Genomic DNA, 18,567 nt, shown 5'->3' on the forward strand with positions numbered 1-18,567 from the left:
TCCAGGCTTGGACGAGTCATGAAAACCCGGGGACCCGCACGGGCCTCGAGGAGACGACGAAAGGGACGATGATGTCCGCATCCGGAGAAACCGCTGCCTACGGTGCCGCACCGACAACTTCGCGAAAGAAGACGCGAGTACAGCACCTGCAGCAGATGAAGGCCGCGGGTGAGAAGTGGTCGATGCTGACCGCCTACGACTACTCGACGGCGAAGTTGTTCGAAGAAGCAGGCATTCCCGTGCTGCTGGTCGGCGATTCGGCCGCGAACGTGGTGTACGGCTACGACACCACCGTGCCCATCACCATCGATGAGCTGGTCCCGCTGGTGCGGGGCGTGGTGCGGGGTGCGCCGCACGCGCTGGTGGTCGCGGACCTGCCGTTCGGCAGCTACGAGGCCTCCCCCGAGCTGGCGTTGGCCTCGGCCACCCGGTTCATGAAGGAGGGCGGCGCGCACGCGGTGAAACTCGAAGGCGGAGAACGGGTTTCCGAGCACATCGCGCGGCTCACCGCGGCCGGGATCCCGGTGATGGCGCATATCGGGTTCACCCCGCAGAGCGTCAACACCCTCGGCGGGTTCCGCGTACAGGGCCGCGGCGACGGCGCGGAGCAGCTCATCGCCGACGCCCTCGCGGTCCAGGAAGCCGGGGCGTTCTCCGTGGTGATGGAGATGGTTCCGGCCGAACTCGCCGGGCAGGTCACCCGCAAGCTGACCATCCCGACCGTCGGCATCGGCGCCGGTGTCGACTGCGACGCCCAGGTGCTGGTCTGGCAGGACATGGCCGCCTACACCAGCGGCAAGACCGCCAAGTTCGTCAAGCACTTCGCCCAACTCGGCGACCAACTCCGCGACGCGGCAGCCACCTACGCCGACGAGGTCCGCCGCGGAGTCTTCCCGGCCCCGGAACACAGCTTCTGACCGATACGAGATACCGGCGCCCGCTCGTGCCCGTGTACGGGCGGCGCTTGAATTCCGGCCAAAAAGCACTCCGGGAAATGAGAGGCGAGGAGGCCGGGAAACGAAAGGCAGTGGCCAACCCTCTACTCCGCGGGAACAACCCTCGCCCCCGATCGGTGGCAGACTCGGTGTCCGACGGAGCACGAAACGAGTAGAGGGAACAGATGTCGCAGAGCCGTTGGATGACTCGTGGGGCGCTGGGCGCGGCAGGGGTGGCCGCCATCGCACTGATCGCCGGATGTGGGGGCGGCACGAGCGGATCGCCCGAATCCGCCGGATCCAGCGGATCGGCGACCACCACCGCACAAGCCAGCGGTTCGGCCACCGCGACCGGCACCACGACGCCGGGCGCCGTCGACGTGCCCGACCAGGCCGCCAAGGCGCTGTGCGACAGGATCCAACCGCAGCTGTCGGACTGGCGGGTGCAGGGGCCGACCCTGGGCCGGGTCGCCTGGAACATCACCGTCCACGAGTGGGCGGCCCAGAACGGCGGCATCAACGGCCGGGTGCTCGCGGACAAGGCGGTCGTCGACCGCATCACCACCGCGAGCTGCCCGGACGTCCGCACCCAGGCCGTACAGGCGCTGGAGCTGCCGAATCTGGCCGCGGGGGTCGCGTTCTGATGCGCACGCTGTATCCGCCCCTGGAGCCGCGCCGCGAGGGCATGCTCGACGTGGGCGACGGTCAGCGGATCTACTGGGAGGAGAGCGGCAACCCCGCGGGGAAGCCGGTGGTGTTCCTGCACGGCGGGCCCGGCGGCGGTACCGCGCCCTTCCATCGCCAATTCTTCGATCCGCAGGCCTATCGGATCGTGCTGTTCGATCAGCGCGGCTGCGGGCGGTCCGCCCCGCACATCGCCGACGGCGCGAGCCTGGAGACCAACACCACCTGGCATCTGGTCGCCGACATCGAGAAATTGCGAACGCACCTGGGCATCGAGCGCTGGCAGGTGTTCGGCGGCTCGTGGGGTTCCACGCTGGCGCTGGCCTACGCGCAGACCCATCCGGATCGGGTCACCGAGCTGGTGCTGCGCGGCATCTTCCTGTTGCGGCGCAAGGAAATCGACTGGTATTACAACGGCTCGGCCGGTTACGTCTATCCTGACCAGTGGGAAAAGTTCCTGGCCCCGGTGCCGGAAACGGACCGTCAGGGAGATCTCGTGAGCGCTTACCACCGGCTGCTGCACTCTCCCGATCCCGAAGTCGCCACCGCCGCGGCGGTCGCCTGGTCGACGTGGGAGGGGGCGACGAGTTCGCTGCTGCCGCAACCCGATCGGGTGGCCGAGACCGCGGAGCCCCGGTTCGCGCTGGCCTTCGCGCGCATCGAGAACCACTATTTCGTGAACGGCGGCTTCCTCGACGACGGCCAGCTGCTGCGCGATATCGACCGCATCGCCCACATCCCCGCCGTGATCGTGCAGGGGCGCCACGACATCGTGTGCCCCGCGGTCAGCGCCTGGGACCTGCACCGGGCCTGGCCGAATTCGACGCTGCACCTCGTCGGCGACGCCGGTCACGCCGCCAGCGAACCCGGCATCACCCACCACCTGGTGGAAGCCACCGACAAGTTCCGGAGCACCTGATGAGCACGACGACAACCGGCCCCGCCCTCCGCGCCGCCCTCGACGCCGACGTGGACCGGTTGTTGTCGGCCGAACCCGATGTGCGCCAAGACCTTCCGGACTCGGTACACCAGATGCGGGTCGCCACCCGGCGGCTGCGCAGCGTGCTGCGCTCGTACCGGAAGGTGCTCCGCCGCACGGAGACCGACGACCTGCGCGACGAATTGCGCTGGCTCGCAGGGCTGCTCGGAGCCGCCCGCGACGCCGAGGTGCGGGCGGAGCGATTCACCGCCCTGGCCGAGGAACGGACCGCGGCCCAGCGGCGCGCCGGGCGGCAGCTGGCCAAGGCCGAACGCGCCCGATACACCTCGGCCCACCGCGCCGTGGTCGAGGAACTCGACGGCGAGCGCTACGCCCGCCTGCGGGAGCGGCTCGAGCGACTGCGCACCCGTCCCCCGCTGCGCCGCAAGCGTGCCCGCAAGGGCGCCGCCAAGCACTTCTCCGCCGTGCTGCGCGACGACTTCCGCCGCGTGCGCCGGCTGGTCCGCGACGAACCCGAGGTCGAGGAGTCCGAGCGCACCGAGCACATGCACGATATTCGCAAGGCCGCCAAGCGATTGCGCTACTCCGCCGACGCCGCCGCCCCCGTGCTGGACGGCCCGGCCGAGGAACTGTCCGCCCGCGCGAAGAAGCTGCAATCCGTCCTCGGTGACCACCGCGACGCCGTCGAGGCGATGGACACCATCCGCGCCCGCGCCGTCACCGCCGCCACCCGCGGCACCGACACCACCGGCTACGACGGCCTCTACGAGGCCGAATCCGACGCCGCCCGCAAGGCCCTCGACCAATACCCCGCCGCCGCCACCTTCCTCCGCCACAAGTACGCCGACTAACCCGCCTTCTCGCACCCCTGGCATGTTCCCGCACCCGCTGCAGCGCTTGTAGCGGGTGCGGGAATATGCCAGGAGTGCGGGAAGTGGGGCGGTAGTGCGAGCGATGCCCGGGCGCGGAGACTGGCGGGGGGTGCGGGAAGTTGGGCGTGGGGTCAGGGGGTGGGGTATTCGAAGATGACTGTGCGTTTGGTGGGGTCCGCTTCGATGAGGCGGATGCGGACGCGTTCGCCTTCCGGGGGTGAGCCGACGCATTTGGCGAGGACCGGTGGGTCGGCGACGAAGACCTCGGCGCGGCGGGTGCCGTTGCCCTCGCGGACCACGACGGCGTCGAAGTCGCCGCCCAGACGTTGCGCGAGGACGGTGGATTCGGTGAGGTCGATGCAGGCGCGTTCGAGCTTGCCCGCCACGGCGTCGCTGCGCCGCATCGAGTCGGCGGCGGGGGCGAGGCCCTCGCGGGCCCAGGGCGGGATCTCGGTTCCCGCGCAGCGGGCCAGGCAGACCTCCGTGGCGAACCGGTCCGCCAGCCGCCGCAGCGGCGCGGTCACGTGGGCGTACGGGGCGCCGATGCCGCTGTGCTGCACCACCTCCGGGACCTCGCCCGCGAGCACGGTGTAGGTGGCGCCGCGCAGGAGACCGGTGGCCTCCGACATCAACACCAGGGCAGCGGGTGAGTTCGGGTCCAGACCGGCCAGCATGCGGCCGACCGGAGCGTCGGCGGGCCAGTCGATGCCGAGGGCGGTGGCGGTGCGGCGAATGGAATCGAGCGCCGACTGCGGCGGCGGGGGCATGGTGCGTAGCACACCGACCGGCTCGAAGGGAGCACCGGCAGGCTCGCCTCCAGCTCCGGAACCAGGACCGTCACCGACGTCCGGTCGGCCGCCCCTGCCGTCGCCGGGGCCACTGCCGTCGCCACCAGCGGGATCGGTGCTACTGCCGGAACCGAAGTCTCCCAGCAGGATTCGGGCCGCGCAGATGCCGGTCAGCAGGGAGATCTGTTCGTTCCAGTCGTCGGCGGCCGTGCGCGGTTCCACGATCAGCTGCCAGTGCTCGGGGCCATCGGGCGCGTGGTTGTGGCCGTCGCGCACCACGGTCTGGGCGGGCAGTCGCAGGCCGATCGCGCCGCGCGCCTGTCCGGCTTCGATGCGCAGCCGCCCGAACTCGGGCAGCGCGGCGATCGAGGGGTGCAGGCGGCCGGCGTCGGCGTCGGCCTGGACGCCGGTGTAGTCGAGGCGGGCCCGCGAGCGCACCAGCGCCCGGCGCACCGAGAAGCGGATCGGCTCGGCCCGTTCGTCGCATTCGATGGTCCACAGCGCGGCCGGGCGGTCCTGCCCCGGCAGCAGGCTGGCCGACCCCTCCGACAGCACCGGCGGATGCAGCGGCACGGTGCCGTCGGGCATGTAGAAAGTCTGTCCCCGGGCCAGCGATTCCCGGGCGAGCGCCCCGTCGGGGGCGATGACCGCACCCACATCCGCGATCGCGTACCGCAGCAGGAAGCCGGTGGGGGTGCGTTCGAGAGACAGCGCCTGGTCCAGATCCAGCGCGCCGGGCGGGTCGATCGTCACCAACGCGATGTCGGTGCGATCGACCCGGGCGCCCGCGAACGCGTCGACCGCGTCGCGGGCCTCCGAGACGGCCTCGGACGGATAGTCCGAGGCCAACCCGAATTCGGTTCGCACGGCGCCGAAATCGACCGGCGCCGACACGATCCTCTGATGGAGCTCCACGCGTATGCGCTGAAACTACTGCAGCGCCAGCATGGTGCCGCTCAACTTGTCGAACGGCCCGTACACGGTGAACACCACACGCCCGCCCGGGTACTGCGAGGACAGACCCGACGCCGCGTCGAGCGACTGCCCGAACGACGCCGCCGACGGGTGCGGCAGGCCCGAGATAGCCTGCCCGATGCGATTCTGGTGCACCCACTGGGTGTCACCGTGGTTCAGATCGACCTGCATCCCACCGGGCAGCGGGGTAACCGCGACCGCATTGGCGGACCCGGCCCCCAGCACACCCAAAACCGAAGCAGCACCGGCGATCAGCGCACCGGCAACCAGCTTGCGAACTACTCGCATAGAGACAGAACCTGCTTTCCGACGTTCGTTGACACCCACAGCCCCATTACCACCCCCAGCAACGGAACTTTCCAACGCGCAACACTTTATGACGTCGATCACCCATCCGGCCAGTTACCGACGGAACGCCGCGTCGGACACGCCCTCAGCGACGACTTCCGGCCGTCGTATGGCTGAATTCCGCGATTCTGGGAGCCCACGCCACCCGCGTCGGCCGCATCGGGCCTCGAAGACCTGCCACCCGGGGAAGCCTCCGATCGGAGGAACCGGGCGGTCGACTTTCGGCCTTTCCGGGCTTCCGAAAGGCGTCTCCGGCAGCGCGAGCCAGACTCCACCGCAATCCTCGGGCAAGTCACGCGTTCAAGATCAAGAGTCGATGACTATGACATCCGGGACGAACAGGCGGCTTCCGGACAGAAAGGACGACAGGGGTCGTCATGACCGAATCGCGTCCGAACCCCGGCCGATCCCCCCACAGCGACCGATTTCCGCTGGTAGTGCGCGGGCGTGCCCGCGCTGTTACTGTGGCCCGCAGTGTGCCCGGGGGAAGTCGATCTTCCCTCGCGCCTCGCTTTGTCCCCATCGTCGAGAAATAAGGGAGTTCCGCACCGTATGTCGTCCATCGTCTACGACTACCTGTTGCCGCTGCTCGGTCCCGAGCAGGCCGCCTACTGGGCGCAGATCCTGGTGATCAACCCAGCCGGCTGAGGACGTCCCAGCTCCACGGCGGTGCCCGACAAGGGCGCCGCCGTTCGCTATTTCGGCGGGTCCCGGCGTAGTTCTCCGGCGCGGATGCGGAAACGCCCTGGGGCCGTGCCGAATTCGCGTTCGAATGCCTTGGCGAAGCGTACCCGGACTGGTAGCCGCGGGCCGCCATCGTCATCCCGATCGGTCCGCAGCGCGATCCGCGCCGACGCGGCCGACCTGCCCAGCACGACGGCGAGCGCGGCCGCCACCGCGGCCACGTGCGGATACATGTCGGCCGCGTCGGCCCGCCCCGTACGCTCGGCGATCGCGGCCGCCAGCGCCTCCTGGATCAGGGCCTGCGCAATTATCCGACGAAGGCGCCGCCGGAGAACTGACCGCGACCCCGAATGCCCCGAATCCGACCTACACCGACATTGCAATTCGAGTGCAGACCGGGCCTGATCCCGTAACACACCCAACCATCCTGTGCCGCACCGTGATACAGGGCTTCTGTCGATACCGGAGACCGCTCCGAACCCCACTCCGGAACTCTTTCGCCCCCTATCGAATTGGCGCCGAACCCCGACTCCCGGCAGACCGATCCGTCCTTGATATGTAAACGAAATATGGCCGCCGCCAACTCATTCGGGCGATCGTCAGATTGCTCCGCTTGTCGGACCATCCGAGTAACGTGGCAGTTACCAGCGCCCCATCGGCGAGTCTCGGGGCCGCGTTCCAAAGGGCGGAAGGGCAGTGTCGAATATTGACGAGCGCATCCTGATGGCGGTGGAATGGCTGCGCGGCAGCCAGATCCCGCACCTCAGCGGCGGCGCCGGCTGGGGCTGGATTCCGGATGTGCCGCCGAATCCACAGAACACCGCCGAGGTGGTCTGCATGCTGCACCGCGCGGGCTGCGAGATCCCCCGGCCCGAGAAGGTCGCCGCCCTCGTCCGAATGACGGTGGTGCAGCGCCCCGTTGGCGACGAGTGGTACTTCCGCACCCCGATAGACGTGGCCTGGCGGGTGCGCGCCCTGCGCTGCCTGGGCGTCGACGAGTCCGATTCCGGTGTGGTGGAGGGCATCCGGTCGCTGCTGGATCAGCAGGATTCCGAGACCGGCGGCTGGCGGATGTCCGGCTTTCTGGGCCCGGTGTCCATCACCGCGACCGCCGCCGCGGTGCTGGCGCTGATCGCCGAGGGCGCCTTCGACGGCGAACGGCAGCAGGCGATCTCGCACGGCATCGCCTATCTGGTCTCCGCGGTATATCAGGAGCCGCGGACGCTGCCGATGTACGCGGCCGCGCACATCGCGAGCGTACTGTCGCGCCCGGAGATCGTCGCCATCGGCGACAAGCGCGCCGAGCGCGCCTGCACGCTGGCGGTGCAGCGGCTCATGACCGGCCTGCGCCGCTCCGAATGCGAGATCGAGACCGAGATCTTCCGCCGCGACGACCTCGTCGACACCTGGCGCCACATCACCCTGCACCTGGCCATCGGCGCGGTGGTGTCCGCCGACAGCCGCACCATCTTCGATCCGGCGGTCCGCGCCGCCATGGTCGAACTGCTGGATATGCAGGAGGTCGACGCGCTGGCCATCTACCGGGGCGGATTCCGCATCTCGGCCGAGGGCCCGGTCACCTCCTACGCCACCACGCAGGCGCTGGAGGCCCTGCTGCAGGTGCGGCCCGCGATCAACGAGCGGGTCAATCCGGCGAAGGTGTACGACGAGATCTGCCGCGCCGACGGCGCCCACCACACCGATCCGCAAACGGTGACCACGGTGCGCGGCCGTCCGGTGCTGATGAATTCGTCGGCGGGCGAGATCCTGCTGCTGCTCGGCGCCGCGGCGGGAGCGACCGTGTTCGGCCTGGCCTTCGGCTTCGACGAAGCCCTCGGCAAGATCGCCAGCCGCGCGCTGGTGGTGTGGGGCACGCTGCTGATCGCGCTCGGCACCTTCTGCGGGCTCGCGACCCGGTTTCCGCGACTGCCGAAGCGGCGGGTGGCCGCCTCCGTATTCGCCGCGTTCACCGCGCTGGTACTGCCGGTGATCTCGTTCCTGCTCACCTAGCGTCGTGACCGCCCCGCTGGCTCCCCTCACCCTGATGGTGGCCGTGACCTGCCTGTGGGGCGCCTCCAGCGCACTACTGGCCGCGGTCGCGGCGCCCACCACGGCGGGCCTGGTGGCGCTGGGCGGCGCGGTGACGCTGCTGGCCCTGGCCCGGCTGTGCGGGGAGCGGCCGTGGGAGACGCTGACCGCGCAACCCGCGCTGTATGCGCGGCTGGGCGCCCTGGAGGCGGCGAACCTGGCGCTCTACGTCGCCGCGCTGCGGATCGGCCCGCTGCCGGTGGTGGTCGCGCTGCACCTGACCGCGCCCGTGCTGATCATCACCGTGGCCCTGGTGCGCGGACGGCGACCGCCCACCGTGCCGGTGCTGCTCGAACTACTGCTGGTCGCGATGGCGATCTGGCTGGTCACCGGCCGTCCCGCGGCCGACGCGGGGGCGAGTTCGGCGGTCCTCGGCTGCCTGCTGGCGCTCGCCAGCGCGGGGTGCGTGGCCGCGCTGGTCAGCCTGATCGCGCGCAAGGCCACGGCCAACAACACGATCACCTCGGCCGGGCTGCAACTGCTGCTCGCCGGAACCGCCGGCAGCCCGCTGCTGGTGTTCGAACCGCCCACGGCGATGGTCGCGGCCGAGTTGGCCGCGCTCGGCGCCCTGCTGCTCGGGCCCGGATTCGCCCTCTACTGGCAGGCGCTGCGACGGCTGGACGCGGCGACGGCCAGCATCATCGGACTCAACGAGGCGGTGGTGGCCGCGCTGGTCGGCGCGCTGTGCACCGGCACCCGGCTCACCGCCGCGACGGTCGGCGCGGGCGTGCTCATTCTGCTGGCGGTCGGGCTAGAGCAGCGGTCGGCGCCTCGACGCCATGTGCCGCCCTGACGAATCCGGCGCAGTCCGACGGGTCCTTGTCGCCGCCGAGGCCGTCGACGCCGGAGTTGACGTCGACCCAGGAGGGCCGCACGGCCTCGATCGCGGTCCGCACATTGCGGGGGTTGAGGCCTCCGGCCAACATCACCGGGAAGTCCAGGCTGGCGAGCTTGTCGACGATGCGGGCGCTGATGGTCCAGTCGTGGGTGCGGCCGGTGCCGCCGAGCCGGTCGGCCGAACGCGAATCCAGCACGATCCCATCGCAATCGGGCGCCACCGCCAGCGCCGCGCCGATCGCGTGCGGCCCGGTGACGTGCACCGCGCGGATCACCCGCCGCCCCGCCGCGCCCGCCCGCACCGCGCGAACGGTGTCCAGCGTGATCAGGCCGTGCAACTGGATGCAGTCCACCTCGATGTAGTCGGCCAGACGCAGCACCTCGTCGGCCTCGGTGAGGTGGGTGACCAGCACTCGCTCCATCGCCGCGGGCACCAGCCGCGACAGCCTCCGGGCGCGCCCCGCGTCCAGCACGTCTTCGCTGAAATGTGTTGTGCCCGAGATGAATCCGGCCGCGTCGGCGTCAGCAGCGACCACGGCCCGGAGATCGGATTCACTCCGGATACCGCAAATCTTCGTTCGGACGTTGATCATCCGGCACACGATACTGCCTAGTCTGTGCCGCATCCGGCGAGCTAACGCCGGAGGAGGATCGCTGGTACTGCCGGTGCCGGGCACCGGACCGCCCGGAGCGGCCCTGACGACCGGCTTCCGGTGCCGACGGATTCACCGCACGGCTGCGTCGACGTTGATGCATGCCCCCTCAGTATGGGTACCCGGAGGCTCGGAGCGATATCACACTCTGATCACACCCAAGACACGACTTCACCCCCCGGTCCGGTTAGCCTGCCCGTCGCTCTGTGCCGCGCGGGGCACCCGATCCTCACCACGGGCCCGATAAGGGGTCTATCGCGTTCCGCACCCGCGCTTCTTCCGATACTGCGCCCGTGGCGCGGACGTGCGCGAGACCTCGAACTCGAGGGGCGAGCCGGTCCGAGAAGCGGGTCGCCGGCCCGAATATCGCCGACATGCGGGGCCTGGGCCGCGACACCGACCATCCCGTCTGTGAAGGTGGCATCATGACCAATCCTGCCGACGGTGAGCAGCGGGCCACCGAATACGTCCTCCGGCTCACCGTTCCCGCGGCGATGACCGAGGAGTTCGCACCGGCGTTCGGTCAGCTCATCGGGGCGATCGAGCCGCTGATGGGTGCGATCGTCGACCGTGGCGGCGACGTCCGGATCACGATGAACGGCGACGACATCACCGACATCCTGTGACGCCGGCGCGCAGCACCGAGGGCGGGTGGAGACGAGTCGGCCTGTAAGCCGGATCCTGTCCCAGCTCGCGCTGGGGGCGACCATCCATCTGGGTGCACCGTCGCCGGGCACCTCGAGCGGCCCACCCGCAGGCTCGGGCGAGCAGCCCTCGAACACCTGCGCAGCCGCACTCCGGGGAGTGCGGCCTTCGACCTTGCTCCGGGCGGGGTTTACCGAGCCGCCCCGGTCACCCGGGGCGCTGGTGCGCTCTTACCGCACCGTTTCACCCTTACCGGCGCTCGCGCGCCGGCGGTCTGTTTTCTGTGGCACTGTCCCGCGGGTCACCCCGGGTTGCCGTTAACAACCGCCCTGCTCTGTGGAGTCCGGACTTTCCTCGGCGACAGGCGGCGGCACAGCCGTGCCCGTTCCTGTCGACGCGGTCGCCCGACCGACTCGTCTCCACCATTGTGCCGTGCACCCGGCGCACCGGGCTCACGACCCCCGGGGAGCGGGTGCCGAAGATCCCGGCGGCCGGATCACCGCGACGCGACGGCACGACGCCGTCCCACCCGGCAACACCTCACACCTGACGCGCTCCGAACCGTTCATTACTGATCCGAAAAAGAAAGGGATCCAGGTCGCGGGCCGATTCCGCAACGCAGTACGGTATTCGGCCATGGAACGTGTCGAGGTGGGGTTCCCGTCGGGAAGCGAACAGTGTGCAGCGTGGCTCTATCGCCCGGACGGGCCGCCGAAGCCGCGGCCGCTGGTGCTCATGGCGCACGGCCTGGGGGCCGACCGGGAAATGGGCCTGGACAGGTACGCCCGTCGGTTCGCCAACGCCGGAATGGGCGTGCTGGTCTTCGATTACCGGCATTTCGGGGCCAGCGGGGGTAAGCCGCGCCAGCTGATCCATATCGGCCGCCAGCGCGAGGACTGGCGGGCCGCGATCGCCTTCGCCCGCACGCTGCGCGGATTCGACGCCACCCGAATCGCGCTGTGGGGCACCTCCTTCGGCGGCGGGCACGTGCTGTCGATCGCGCACGAGGACGACTACCTGGCCGCCGTGGTCGCCCAGTGCCCGTTCACCAGCGGCTGGGCCTCCGCGCGGGCCAAGGGCCCGATCAGCCTGCTCAAGACCGGCACCGTGGCGACCACCGACCTGCTGGTGGGCCCGATCCGGCGCAAACCCGTGGGCGTGCGGCTGGCCGGGCGCAAGCGGTCCTCGGCGCTGATGAGCGCGTCCGACGTGCCGGAGGGATTCGGCCGACTGGCCGAGGAGAGCGAGCAGTACCAGCCCAAGGTCGCCGCCCGCATCGGCCTGTCGACGCTGTTCGACTCGCCGTGGCGGCGCACCAGAGGCATCAAGGTTCCGGTGATGTACGCGATCTGCGACAACGATTCGGTCGCTCCCGTCGGACCGACGCTCAAGGCCGCCGAACGCACCAAGCACGCCGTCGTGAAGCGTTATCCCATCGGGCATTTCGACATCTACTTCGACGACTGGTTCGAGAAGGCCATCTACGATCAGGTCGATTTCCTGGTCTCGGTGCTGCGGCCGTAGTCCCCGGCCGCGTTTCGGCACAGGGCGACCCGCCGAGACGCCTCCGCATATTCCGATTGCCGGGCCGGGCGAGGTCGAGGCACGATCGGATCATGATCGTGCGACAGGTGGACGCCGAAGACTGGCGGGTGGTCCGGGCCGCGCGGCTGGGCGCACTGGCCGGATCCGCACCCGGAACCTTCGCGACCTCCTACGACGAGGCCGCGCTCTGGGACGAGCGATGCTGGCGGAGGTGGGCGGGCGGCCGGACGCTGTTCGTCGCCGAATCCGGGGGCGAGGTGCTCGGCTGCGCGGGCGGCCTGCTGGAGGACGACCTCGCCGTGCTGGTGTCGATGTTCGTCGCCGCATCCGCCCGCGGCACGGGCACCTCCGACCGGCTGATCGAGACGGTCGCGGACTGGGCGCGTACGGGCGGCCACGCGGACCTGCGACTGTGGGTACTCGACGGCAACACGCCCGCCGAGAATCTGTACCGCAGAAGGGGATTCGCCCCCACCGGACGACGCAGGCCGAATGCGCCCGACGACCCCCGAATCGAATACGAGATGGCCCGCGCGTTGTGAGGTGAGCCCCAGCCCACGCCGCACCCCGTACACGTTCCCGCACCCCGTGCGAGCGCTGTGGCGGGTGCGGGGATCGGCGCGGGGTGCGAGAACGGCGCCGACTACAGGTAGGACGTGTCGTTGACCAGGCGGACCGAGGAGCCGCCGTCGGGGTAGAACTCGGCGACCGACAGCGAGGCCAGGTCCAGGTGTAGGCGGTACAGCAGGGAGGGGCCGACGCCCAGCGCCAGTTGCAGCAGTGTCTTGATCGGGGTGACGTGGCTGACCACCACGACATTCCGGCCGGGGTACAGCGCAACCAGGTCGCGGCGCACCGCCTCGACCCGCTCGCGGACCTGGTCGAAGCTCTCGCCGCCCGGCGCGGGCAGCGACGGGTTGCTCAGCCACCGCGCGTGCAGTTCCGGATCCCGTTGCGCCGCTTCGGCGAACGTCAGCCCCTCCCACTCGCCGAAATCGGTTTCGATCAGGCCGTCGAGTACCCGCACGGGGACGTCGAGCGCCTGCGCCGCGGCCTCGGCCGTCTCCCGTGCCCGCCCCAGCGGGGAGGTGACGACTGCCGCGATATTCCCTTTGGCCGCAAGGTATTTCGCCGCCCGTGCGGCCTGTTCCCGGCCCAGCGCCGTCAGCGGCGGGTTACCCCGCCCCGAATACCGCCGCTGCACAGACAGTTCCGTCTGCCCGTGCCGCAGCAGCAACAACCGGGTCGGACGGCCCCGCGCGCCGGTCCACCCGGGTGCGGTGGTCTCGGATCCGCCGGATTCCGGCCCCTCGTGCCCTTGCTCGGACGACGAATGTGCCTGTGCCGCCTGCGCATCCGCGACCTCGTCTATCCAGCTGGGCAGGTCACGCTCGGCACCGGCCGCGGGACTGCCGTGCCCCGCTTCCTCCGCGGCGCGCACCTCGGCGACCACATCCGCGTCGTCCATGGCGTCGTTGGCCAACCGGTCGGCGTGCGAATTCTCCGCGCGCGGAATCCATTCGAACTCGACCCGGTCGAATCCCGCGACCAGCCGCCGGGCGCGGTCGGCGAGCGGAATCATGGCCGCGTGCTTGACCTTCCAGCGGCCCGACATCTGCTCCACCACGAGCTTGGAGTCCATCCGGATGTCGACCTCACGGGCGCCCAGCTCGGCGGCCGCCTCCAAACCCGCTATGAGCCCGCGATATTCGGCGACGTTGTTGGTCGTGACCCCGAGTGCCTCGCGCCGCTCGGCCAGCACCCGCGCATGGCGCGAATCCCACACCACCGCACCGTATCCGGCGGGCCCCGGATTGCCGCGCGAACCGCCGTCGGCCTCGACGATCACCTTCGTCACGGCCGAGCTCACAACCCGGACTGCTTGGTGCGCACCAGGATCGCGCCGCATTCGGGGCAGCGCACCACGACCTCCGGATCGGTCTTGGCGATGCGGGCGATCTCGCCCCGGTCGAGTTCGATGCGGCAGGCGCCGCAGCGGCGGGCCTGCAGCAGCGCCGCGCCCACGCCGTGCTGGGCGCGCTGCTTGTCGTAGATCGCCAGCAGTTCGGGCGCGAACTGGGTCACGAGCTGCTCGCGGTCGGCGGTGCAGCGCTGCGCCGCGACCTCGAGGTCGGCCAGCGCCTCGCCGCGACGACGCTGCGCCTCCTCCAGGTCCTGTTCGGCCTTCGACAGATTGGCCCCGGCGTGCTGGTGGTCGGCGACGGCCGCCTCGCGGCGCTCCATCACCTCGAGCATGTCGTCCTCGAGCACCGTGCGGCGGCGCTGCAGGCTGCCGAGCTCGTGCTGCAGCTCCGACAGCTGCTTGGCGGCGACACTTCCGCTGTCGAGCATGCCCTTGTCACGCTCCTCGCGCTTGCGGACGCCGTCGACCTCGGTCTCCAGCTTGCGGATGTCGCGGTCGAGATCGTCGATCATGATCTCGACCTTCACCGCCGCGTCCTTGCGCGCGGTGCGCTCCTGCTCCAGCCGCTGGACCTCCTGCTCTTCGGGCAGCACCTTGCGGCGGTGTTCGATCCGCGTCAGCTCGGCGTCGACGGCGGCGAGGTCGAGCAGCTTGGCCTGGATCGGTGGTTCGACATTCAACGCGGAACTTACTCCTCGGCACTATGGACGGTTCGGCGGCGGCCCGGTCGGGCGACCGACATCGAAGTTCAACCGTACTCCGCCGCGCACGCGATTCCTGCCAACCCCGCCTTCCTCGCCCGGCCACCGGTCGGCACGAAACCTCCGAGCGGGCGAATCGGGCGGTATGGCAGGGTCGTTGCATGCATCGCTACGAGGTGGAGGTCGTCTGGAACGGGGCGACCACCGACTATCGCTCCTACTCCCGCAACCACGAGGCGCTCGCGCCCGGCCGCCCGCCGCTGCCGAGCAGTGCCGATCCGGTCATCGCGCGCGGCGACGCCACCCGCTGGAATCCCGAGCTGCTGTTGGTCGCCTCGCTGTCCGAATGCCACATGCTGTGGTACCTGCACCTGTGCGCCGAGGCGGGCATCGTCGTCACCGACTACCGCGACCCCGCCGAGGGCGCTATGAACAATCAGCGTTTCCTGCGGGTCACGCTGCGCCCGCGGGTCACCATCACCGATCCGGCGCGCGTCGACGACGCCCGCGACCTGCACGCCGAGGCGCACAAGCGCTGCTTCATCGCCAACTCGGTGAACTTCCCGGTCGAGCACGAACCCACGGTCACCACATCCGGTTAACGGCCGGACGCCTTCCTCTGGCCGTCCAGGAACGCCAGGATGTGGCCGAAGACGTCGAGGGCGGCGCCGCGGCCGATGAAGGCGTCGAGGTGACCGTAGCCGGGGATTTCGACATATCGCACATCCACCTGCGGATAGCGGGTGCCGAGGACCTCATGGCACAGCTTGTTGGAATCGTGCCAGAACTTGTTCTCACTGCCGGACAGCAGCAGCACCGGGCAATCGATCCGGTCGGCGTGATCGAGGGCGTTGTCGGGCAGTGCGCGGTAGCGGTCGTCGCGTTCGTTCCAGCGAACCATGGTGTGCGCCAACTCGACTCGCCGTATATGCGGCAGTGTCCAGAGCGGGAGCGGACCGAGCAGGTCGGCGAGCCGGTCATGGGTGCGGCGGTCCAGATTGCGGTGGGCGAACAGCTCACCGCCCATCCCCCAATTCTTGTGCACCAGACGGCAGGTGGGGTCGATGCAGTCGCCGCCGCGGGACATCGCCGCGAACAGCGGCGTGTACCGCGACCACAGGCCGACCTTGCGGAAGTCGGTAGGGATGTGGTCGATCCAGGTCCGCGCCAGTTCGCCGCCCAGCGCCGACCGCATGCGGGCCGGACCGCTCAGCTTGGGCGTGAGAAACACTCCCTGGGCGACGACGCCCGCGAGGCCGGGCAGCAGTCCGGCGGCGAGGCTCATGGAGAGCGCGAGCGCGCCGATGCACTGCGCCACCACGAACAGCGGGCGCTCGCCGATGACCCCGCGGATATGCGCCACGGCGTCGGGAATGTCGTAGAGCGCGACGTCGTCGTAGCTGAATCGAGCGCCTGTCTCGTTGTAGGGCAGCGCGCTGCTGCCGCGCCAGTCCAGCAGCCATGGCTCGTACCCGGCGTCCACCAGCGAGTCGACGATATTGCGAATCTCGGGCAGCACGAACATCTCCGACGAGGCGGACTGGCCGTGCAGCAGCAATACCGCGGGACGATTCGTGTCGCCCGTCCCGACGCGGCGCAGCCGGAGCCGGGTGCCGTCGCCCGCGCGCAGCGGAATATCGTCGACGGGCGGTGGCGTGGTCGCGGGCAGCAGTGTCATCGGTGCAGCTCCTTCGATCGGGCGCCCTGGCGCAGGTCGAGCAGTTCGGCACCGGCTCGCAGCATGGGCTCGGCGAGCCCGAGGCCGACCTGGGAGTACAGCCACCCGAGCCAGAGCAGTTTGGCGGTGCGCGCCTCCCGCTCGGTGAGTTCGGGATCGGTCCGGATGCCGTCGATCTGATCCGCCACGTAGCCGTCGGGCGGCACGACGACTTCGCCTGTCAGAGTGGCTGATTCACCCTCGCGGCCGATCTCGACGGTCAGCGCGCGGGTCTGCCGCCACCAGTCGCGGCGGGCCGCGGCGGTCTTCTGGCCCGCCAGCCACCACGCGTTCCCGTCGGCGTCGCGCAGCCGCAGCCGGTACTGCAGCAGCGGGTGGCGCAGGCCGTGGCGGCGCGGGATACCCGCTTGCGGACGGACCCGCGCCGCACCGGATTCCACCGTGAGCGGGCCCGAATGTATTGCCGCGCAGCGGACCTCACCGGACACGTCGATGCGGCGCTCGGTGGTCAGCTGGTACATGCTCGCGATCGACAGCGTCAGCGACAGCGAGCACGGGCTGTCGCCGACGGTGCCCTCCAGGGTTTCCGGGAACCACAGGTGCGGGGCGTCTCCGGGCCGGGGCAGGACCGCGACGCCGCTATCGGCCAACCGCTCCACGGTCGCCTGCTGCGCGCGGGCGTCGTACCGCTCGGCGGGCGGGAGATCGCGCTCGGCGATGAACGCGCGGGTGCGCTCGCAGGTGGCGGCGGGCACGTTCATCGACGCCTCGCACAGGTGCCGCGCGGCCGGGTTCTCCAGGATGCGGGCCAGATACTCCAGCTCGGGCACCGGCTCGGATCTGATGCGGTGCAGCGTCTCCGCGCGCCAGTCCTCCCAATGCTGCACGCGCAGGCTCATTCCGGCGATCGACATATCGCGGACGACGTCGTCGAGGGCCCTGGGGACGCCGGTCAGGTGGTAGGTGTAGCCCCACGCCGACGGATCGCAGATGACGGCCGCCGAGATGCGGCTGACCCAATCCACCGGGGCGACATTGAGATACCGGAAGGCGGGGGCGGTGCGGAAGCGGGTGAAGGCGCCGCTGAACGCGCTGCTCAGATCGTGCGGGTTGTGGGCGCCGGTCGCGGTGTGCCCGCCGATGCCGCCGGGGCGCAGGAAGGTGACGGGCAGCCCGTGTTCGCGGGCCCGCCGCAGCGCGGCCTCGGCGGCCCATTTGGACTTGTCGTAGCCCGCGACCAGTTTGTCGAGGTGCGCGACCGGGTCGTCCTCCCCCATGGATTCGATGCCCAGCTCGTTGAACACCGCGATCGACGAGATGTGGTGCAGCGGTTTGGTTCTGCCGGTGGTGGCCAGGTCGGCCAGGGTCAGCGGCCCGATCACATTGCTCTGCCGCAGCGAGGAGTAGCCGCGCAGGAAGTCCACGGCCGCGGCGACGTTGACGATGGCATCCAGCTCGACGGCCAGTGCGTCCCAGTGCTCGTCGGACAGGCCGAGGCGGGGCTGGCGAATATCGCCCGCCAGCACCGTCACTCGTCTGCGCACCTCCGCCGACCAGGGCAGGTGGAAACGCGCGAGAGCCTCCCCCAGCCTAACCAGCGCGGCCTCGTCGTTCTCCGCCCGCACCAGGCACGCGACGTGAGCGTCGCTGTGGCGCAACAGATCCAGCAGGAGATGGCTGCCGAGGAAGCCGGTGGCGCCGGTCAACAGGATGCGCCTGGGGGCGATCTTCTCCGGCGCACCCACCCAGGGCAGATCGTCGGCGACCGCGACATCGGCCATGATTCGCCGTAGGTCCTCGTCCTCGACGGCAGGAACGACCGCCGCTGTCGCCGAGGCGGTATCGATGCCCCGCGCCGCCAGCCACCGCTGCGCCAGCCGCCGCGGCCGCGCATCGGCGAACACATCGTCCAGGCTCAGCTCGACCTCGAGCTCCCGAGCGGCGGCCGCCACGAACTCCACCGCCGCAACGGATGTCCCTCCCCCGTCGAAGAAGTCGGTGCCCGCGGTGATGGGCTCGGAAAGGAACCGATTCGCCACACTGGTGAGAGCCGCGGCCAAGGTATCGAGGTCCTCAGCGACTACAGGATCGGCGGGGGCGGGCTCGACGCGGGAGTGGTCGGCGGCGACGTGTTCAGTGGTGGTGGATTGAGGCGCGTCGGCGGGGGCGGTGCCGCGGGCGGCCGCGAGGAGGTCGGCGACGGACGAGCGGGGGCGCTCACCGGATTCGATGAATGCCGCGCGGGAATGGGGGTCCACAGGAACACCTTT

The 18,567-nt window shown here is 70.2% G+C and carries 18 protein-coding genes and 1 other RNA gene; 10 read left to right on the plus strand and 9 right to left on the minus strand.

The features are described 5' to 3' along the window. Positions 1 to 68: 68 nt before the first annotated feature. From panB to ACYVLQ_RS15230, 4 genes are all read left to right on the plus strand, one after another. Positions 69 to 917: a 3-methyl-2-oxobutanoate hydroxymethyltransferase gene (gene panB / locus ACYVLQ_RS15215; RefSeq protein WP_460698101.1), complete on the plus strand. Its 849-nt coding sequence runs from the start codon at positions 69 to 71 to the stop codon at positions 915 to 917. Between the two features lie 203 nt (positions 918 to 1,120). Beyond that, the gene (locus ACYVLQ_RS15220; RefSeq protein WP_460698102.1) at positions 1,121 to 1,579 is read left to right on the plus strand and encodes a hypothetical protein; all 459 of its coding nucleotides are present in this window, start codon (positions 1,121 to 1,123) and stop codon (positions 1,577 to 1,579) included. Beyond that, complete coding sequence (gene pip / locus ACYVLQ_RS15225) at positions 1,579 to 2,538, plus strand: prolyl aminopeptidase (RefSeq protein WP_460698103.1); 960 nt, start codon at positions 1,579 to 1,581, stop codon at positions 2,536 to 2,538. The genes ACYVLQ_RS15220 and pip overlap by 1 nt, the downstream gene beginning before the upstream one ends. After that, complete coding sequence (locus ACYVLQ_RS15230; protein WP_460698104.1) at positions 2,538 to 3,410, plus strand: CHAD domain-containing protein; 873 nt, start codon at positions 2,538 to 2,540, stop codon at positions 3,408 to 3,410. Before pip ends, ACYVLQ_RS15230 begins: the two co-directional genes overlap by 1 nt. A 152-nt stretch (positions 3,411 to 3,562) precedes the next feature. On the opposite strand, the gene ACYVLQ_RS15235 is transcribed toward ACYVLQ_RS15230, so the two are convergent. From ACYVLQ_RS15235 to ACYVLQ_RS15245, 3 genes are all read right to left on the minus strand, one after another. Continuing rightward, positions 3,563 to 5,134: an RNB domain-containing ribonuclease gene (locus ACYVLQ_RS15235; RefSeq protein ID WP_460698105.1), complete on the minus strand. Its 1,572-nt coding sequence runs from the start codon at positions 5,132 to 5,134 to the stop codon at positions 3,563 to 3,565. Positions 5,135 to 5,149: 15 nt separating this feature from the next. Further along, positions 5,150 to 5,482 carry a hypothetical protein gene (locus ACYVLQ_RS15240; protein ID WP_460698106.1) on the minus strand — a complete coding sequence of 111 codons (333 nt, stop codon included), beginning with the start codon at positions 5,480 to 5,482 and terminating at the stop codon, positions 5,150 to 5,152. A 755-nt stretch (positions 5,483 to 6,237) separates the two neighbouring features. After that, positions 6,238 to 6,459, minus strand: coding sequence for a hypothetical protein (locus ACYVLQ_RS15245; RefSeq protein WP_460698107.1), 222 nt, complete (start codon positions 6,457 to 6,459; stop codon positions 6,238 to 6,240). 463 nt (positions 6,460 to 6,922) lie between these two features. On the opposite strand from ACYVLQ_RS15245, the gene ACYVLQ_RS15250 reads away from it, so the two are divergent. Continuing rightward, complete coding sequence (locus ACYVLQ_RS15250; protein WP_460698108.1) at positions 6,923 to 8,236, plus strand: hypothetical protein; 1,314 nt, start codon at positions 6,923 to 6,925, stop codon at positions 8,234 to 8,236. A 4-nt stretch (positions 8,237 to 8,240) separates the two neighbouring features. Continuing rightward, positions 8,241 to 9,107 (plus strand): EamA family transporter, encoded by an 867-nt coding sequence (locus tag ACYVLQ_RS15255; RefSeq protein WP_460698109.1) that lies wholly within the window; start codon positions 8,241 to 8,243, stop codon positions 9,105 to 9,107. Here ACYVLQ_RS15255 and ACYVLQ_RS15260 read toward each other — a convergent pair. Further along, positions 9,046 to 9,744: a phosphoribosylanthranilate isomerase gene (locus tag ACYVLQ_RS15260; protein WP_460698110.1), complete on the minus strand. Its 699-nt coding sequence runs from the start codon at positions 9,742 to 9,744 to the stop codon at positions 9,046 to 9,048. The genes ACYVLQ_RS15255 and ACYVLQ_RS15260 overlap by 62 nt on opposite strands. A 485-nt stretch (positions 9,745 to 10,229) precedes the next feature. Between ACYVLQ_RS15260 and ACYVLQ_RS15265 the strand changes: the two genes are divergently transcribed. After that, complete coding sequence (locus ACYVLQ_RS15265; protein ID WP_460698111.1) at positions 10,230 to 10,430, plus strand: hypothetical protein; 201 nt, start codon at positions 10,230 to 10,232, stop codon at positions 10,428 to 10,430. A 28-nt stretch (positions 10,431 to 10,458) separates the two neighbouring features. Here the strand turns inward: ACYVLQ_RS15265 and rnpB are convergent. Continuing rightward, positions 10,459 to 10,865, minus strand: an RNA gene (gene rnpB / locus ACYVLQ_RS15270) — RNase P RNA component class A. A 220-nt stretch (positions 10,866 to 11,085) separates the two neighbouring features. Here rnpB and ACYVLQ_RS15275 point away from each other — a divergent pair. Next, a complete protein-coding gene (locus ACYVLQ_RS15275) occupies positions 11,086 to 11,973 on the plus strand; it encodes an alpha/beta fold hydrolase (RefSeq protein WP_460698112.1) in 888 nt (295 codons plus the stop codon). A 92-nt stretch (positions 11,974 to 12,065) separates the two neighbouring features. Beyond that, positions 12,066 to 12,536: a GNAT family N-acetyltransferase gene (locus ACYVLQ_RS15280; RefSeq protein WP_460698113.1), complete on the plus strand. Its 471-nt coding sequence runs from the start codon at positions 12,066 to 12,068 to the stop codon at positions 12,534 to 12,536. A 101-nt stretch (positions 12,537 to 12,637) separates the two neighbouring features. On the opposite strand, the gene ACYVLQ_RS15285 is transcribed toward ACYVLQ_RS15280, so the two are convergent. Together ACYVLQ_RS15285 and ACYVLQ_RS15290 are read right to left on the minus strand one after the other, a co-directional pair. Then, positions 12,638 to 13,852 (minus strand): bifunctional RNase H/acid phosphatase, encoded by a 1,215-nt coding sequence (locus ACYVLQ_RS15285; RefSeq protein ID WP_460698114.1) that lies wholly within the window; start codon positions 13,850 to 13,852, stop codon positions 12,638 to 12,640. A gap of 8 nt (positions 13,853 to 13,860) precedes the next feature. Then, positions 13,861 to 14,598, minus strand: coding sequence for a zinc ribbon domain-containing protein (locus ACYVLQ_RS15290; RefSeq protein ID WP_460698115.1), 738 nt, complete (start codon positions 14,596 to 14,598; stop codon positions 13,861 to 13,863). A 182-nt stretch (positions 14,599 to 14,780) separates the two neighbouring features. On the opposite strand from ACYVLQ_RS15290, the gene ACYVLQ_RS15295 reads away from it, so the two are divergent. Continuing rightward, entirely contained in the window at positions 14,781 to 15,221 is a 441-nt protein-coding gene (locus ACYVLQ_RS15295; protein WP_460698116.1) for an OsmC family protein, read from the plus strand. Here ACYVLQ_RS15295 and ACYVLQ_RS15300 read toward each other — a convergent pair. Then, positions 15,218 to 16,297, minus strand: coding sequence for an alpha/beta hydrolase (locus ACYVLQ_RS15300; RefSeq protein WP_460698117.1), 1,080 nt, complete (start codon positions 16,295 to 16,297; stop codon positions 15,218 to 15,220). The two genes, ACYVLQ_RS15295 and ACYVLQ_RS15300, sit on opposite strands and share 4 nt — an antisense overlap. Next, the gene (locus ACYVLQ_RS15305; RefSeq protein WP_460698118.1) at positions 16,294 to 18,555 is read right to left on the minus strand and encodes a thioester reductase domain-containing protein; all 2,262 of its coding nucleotides are present in this window, start codon (positions 18,553 to 18,555) and stop codon (positions 16,294 to 16,296) included. The genes ACYVLQ_RS15300 and ACYVLQ_RS15305 overlap by 4 nt, the downstream gene beginning before the upstream one ends. Positions 18,556 to 18,567 lie beyond the last annotated feature (12 nt).

The sequence above is a fragment of the Nocardia thraciensis genome (assembly GCF_054782435.1).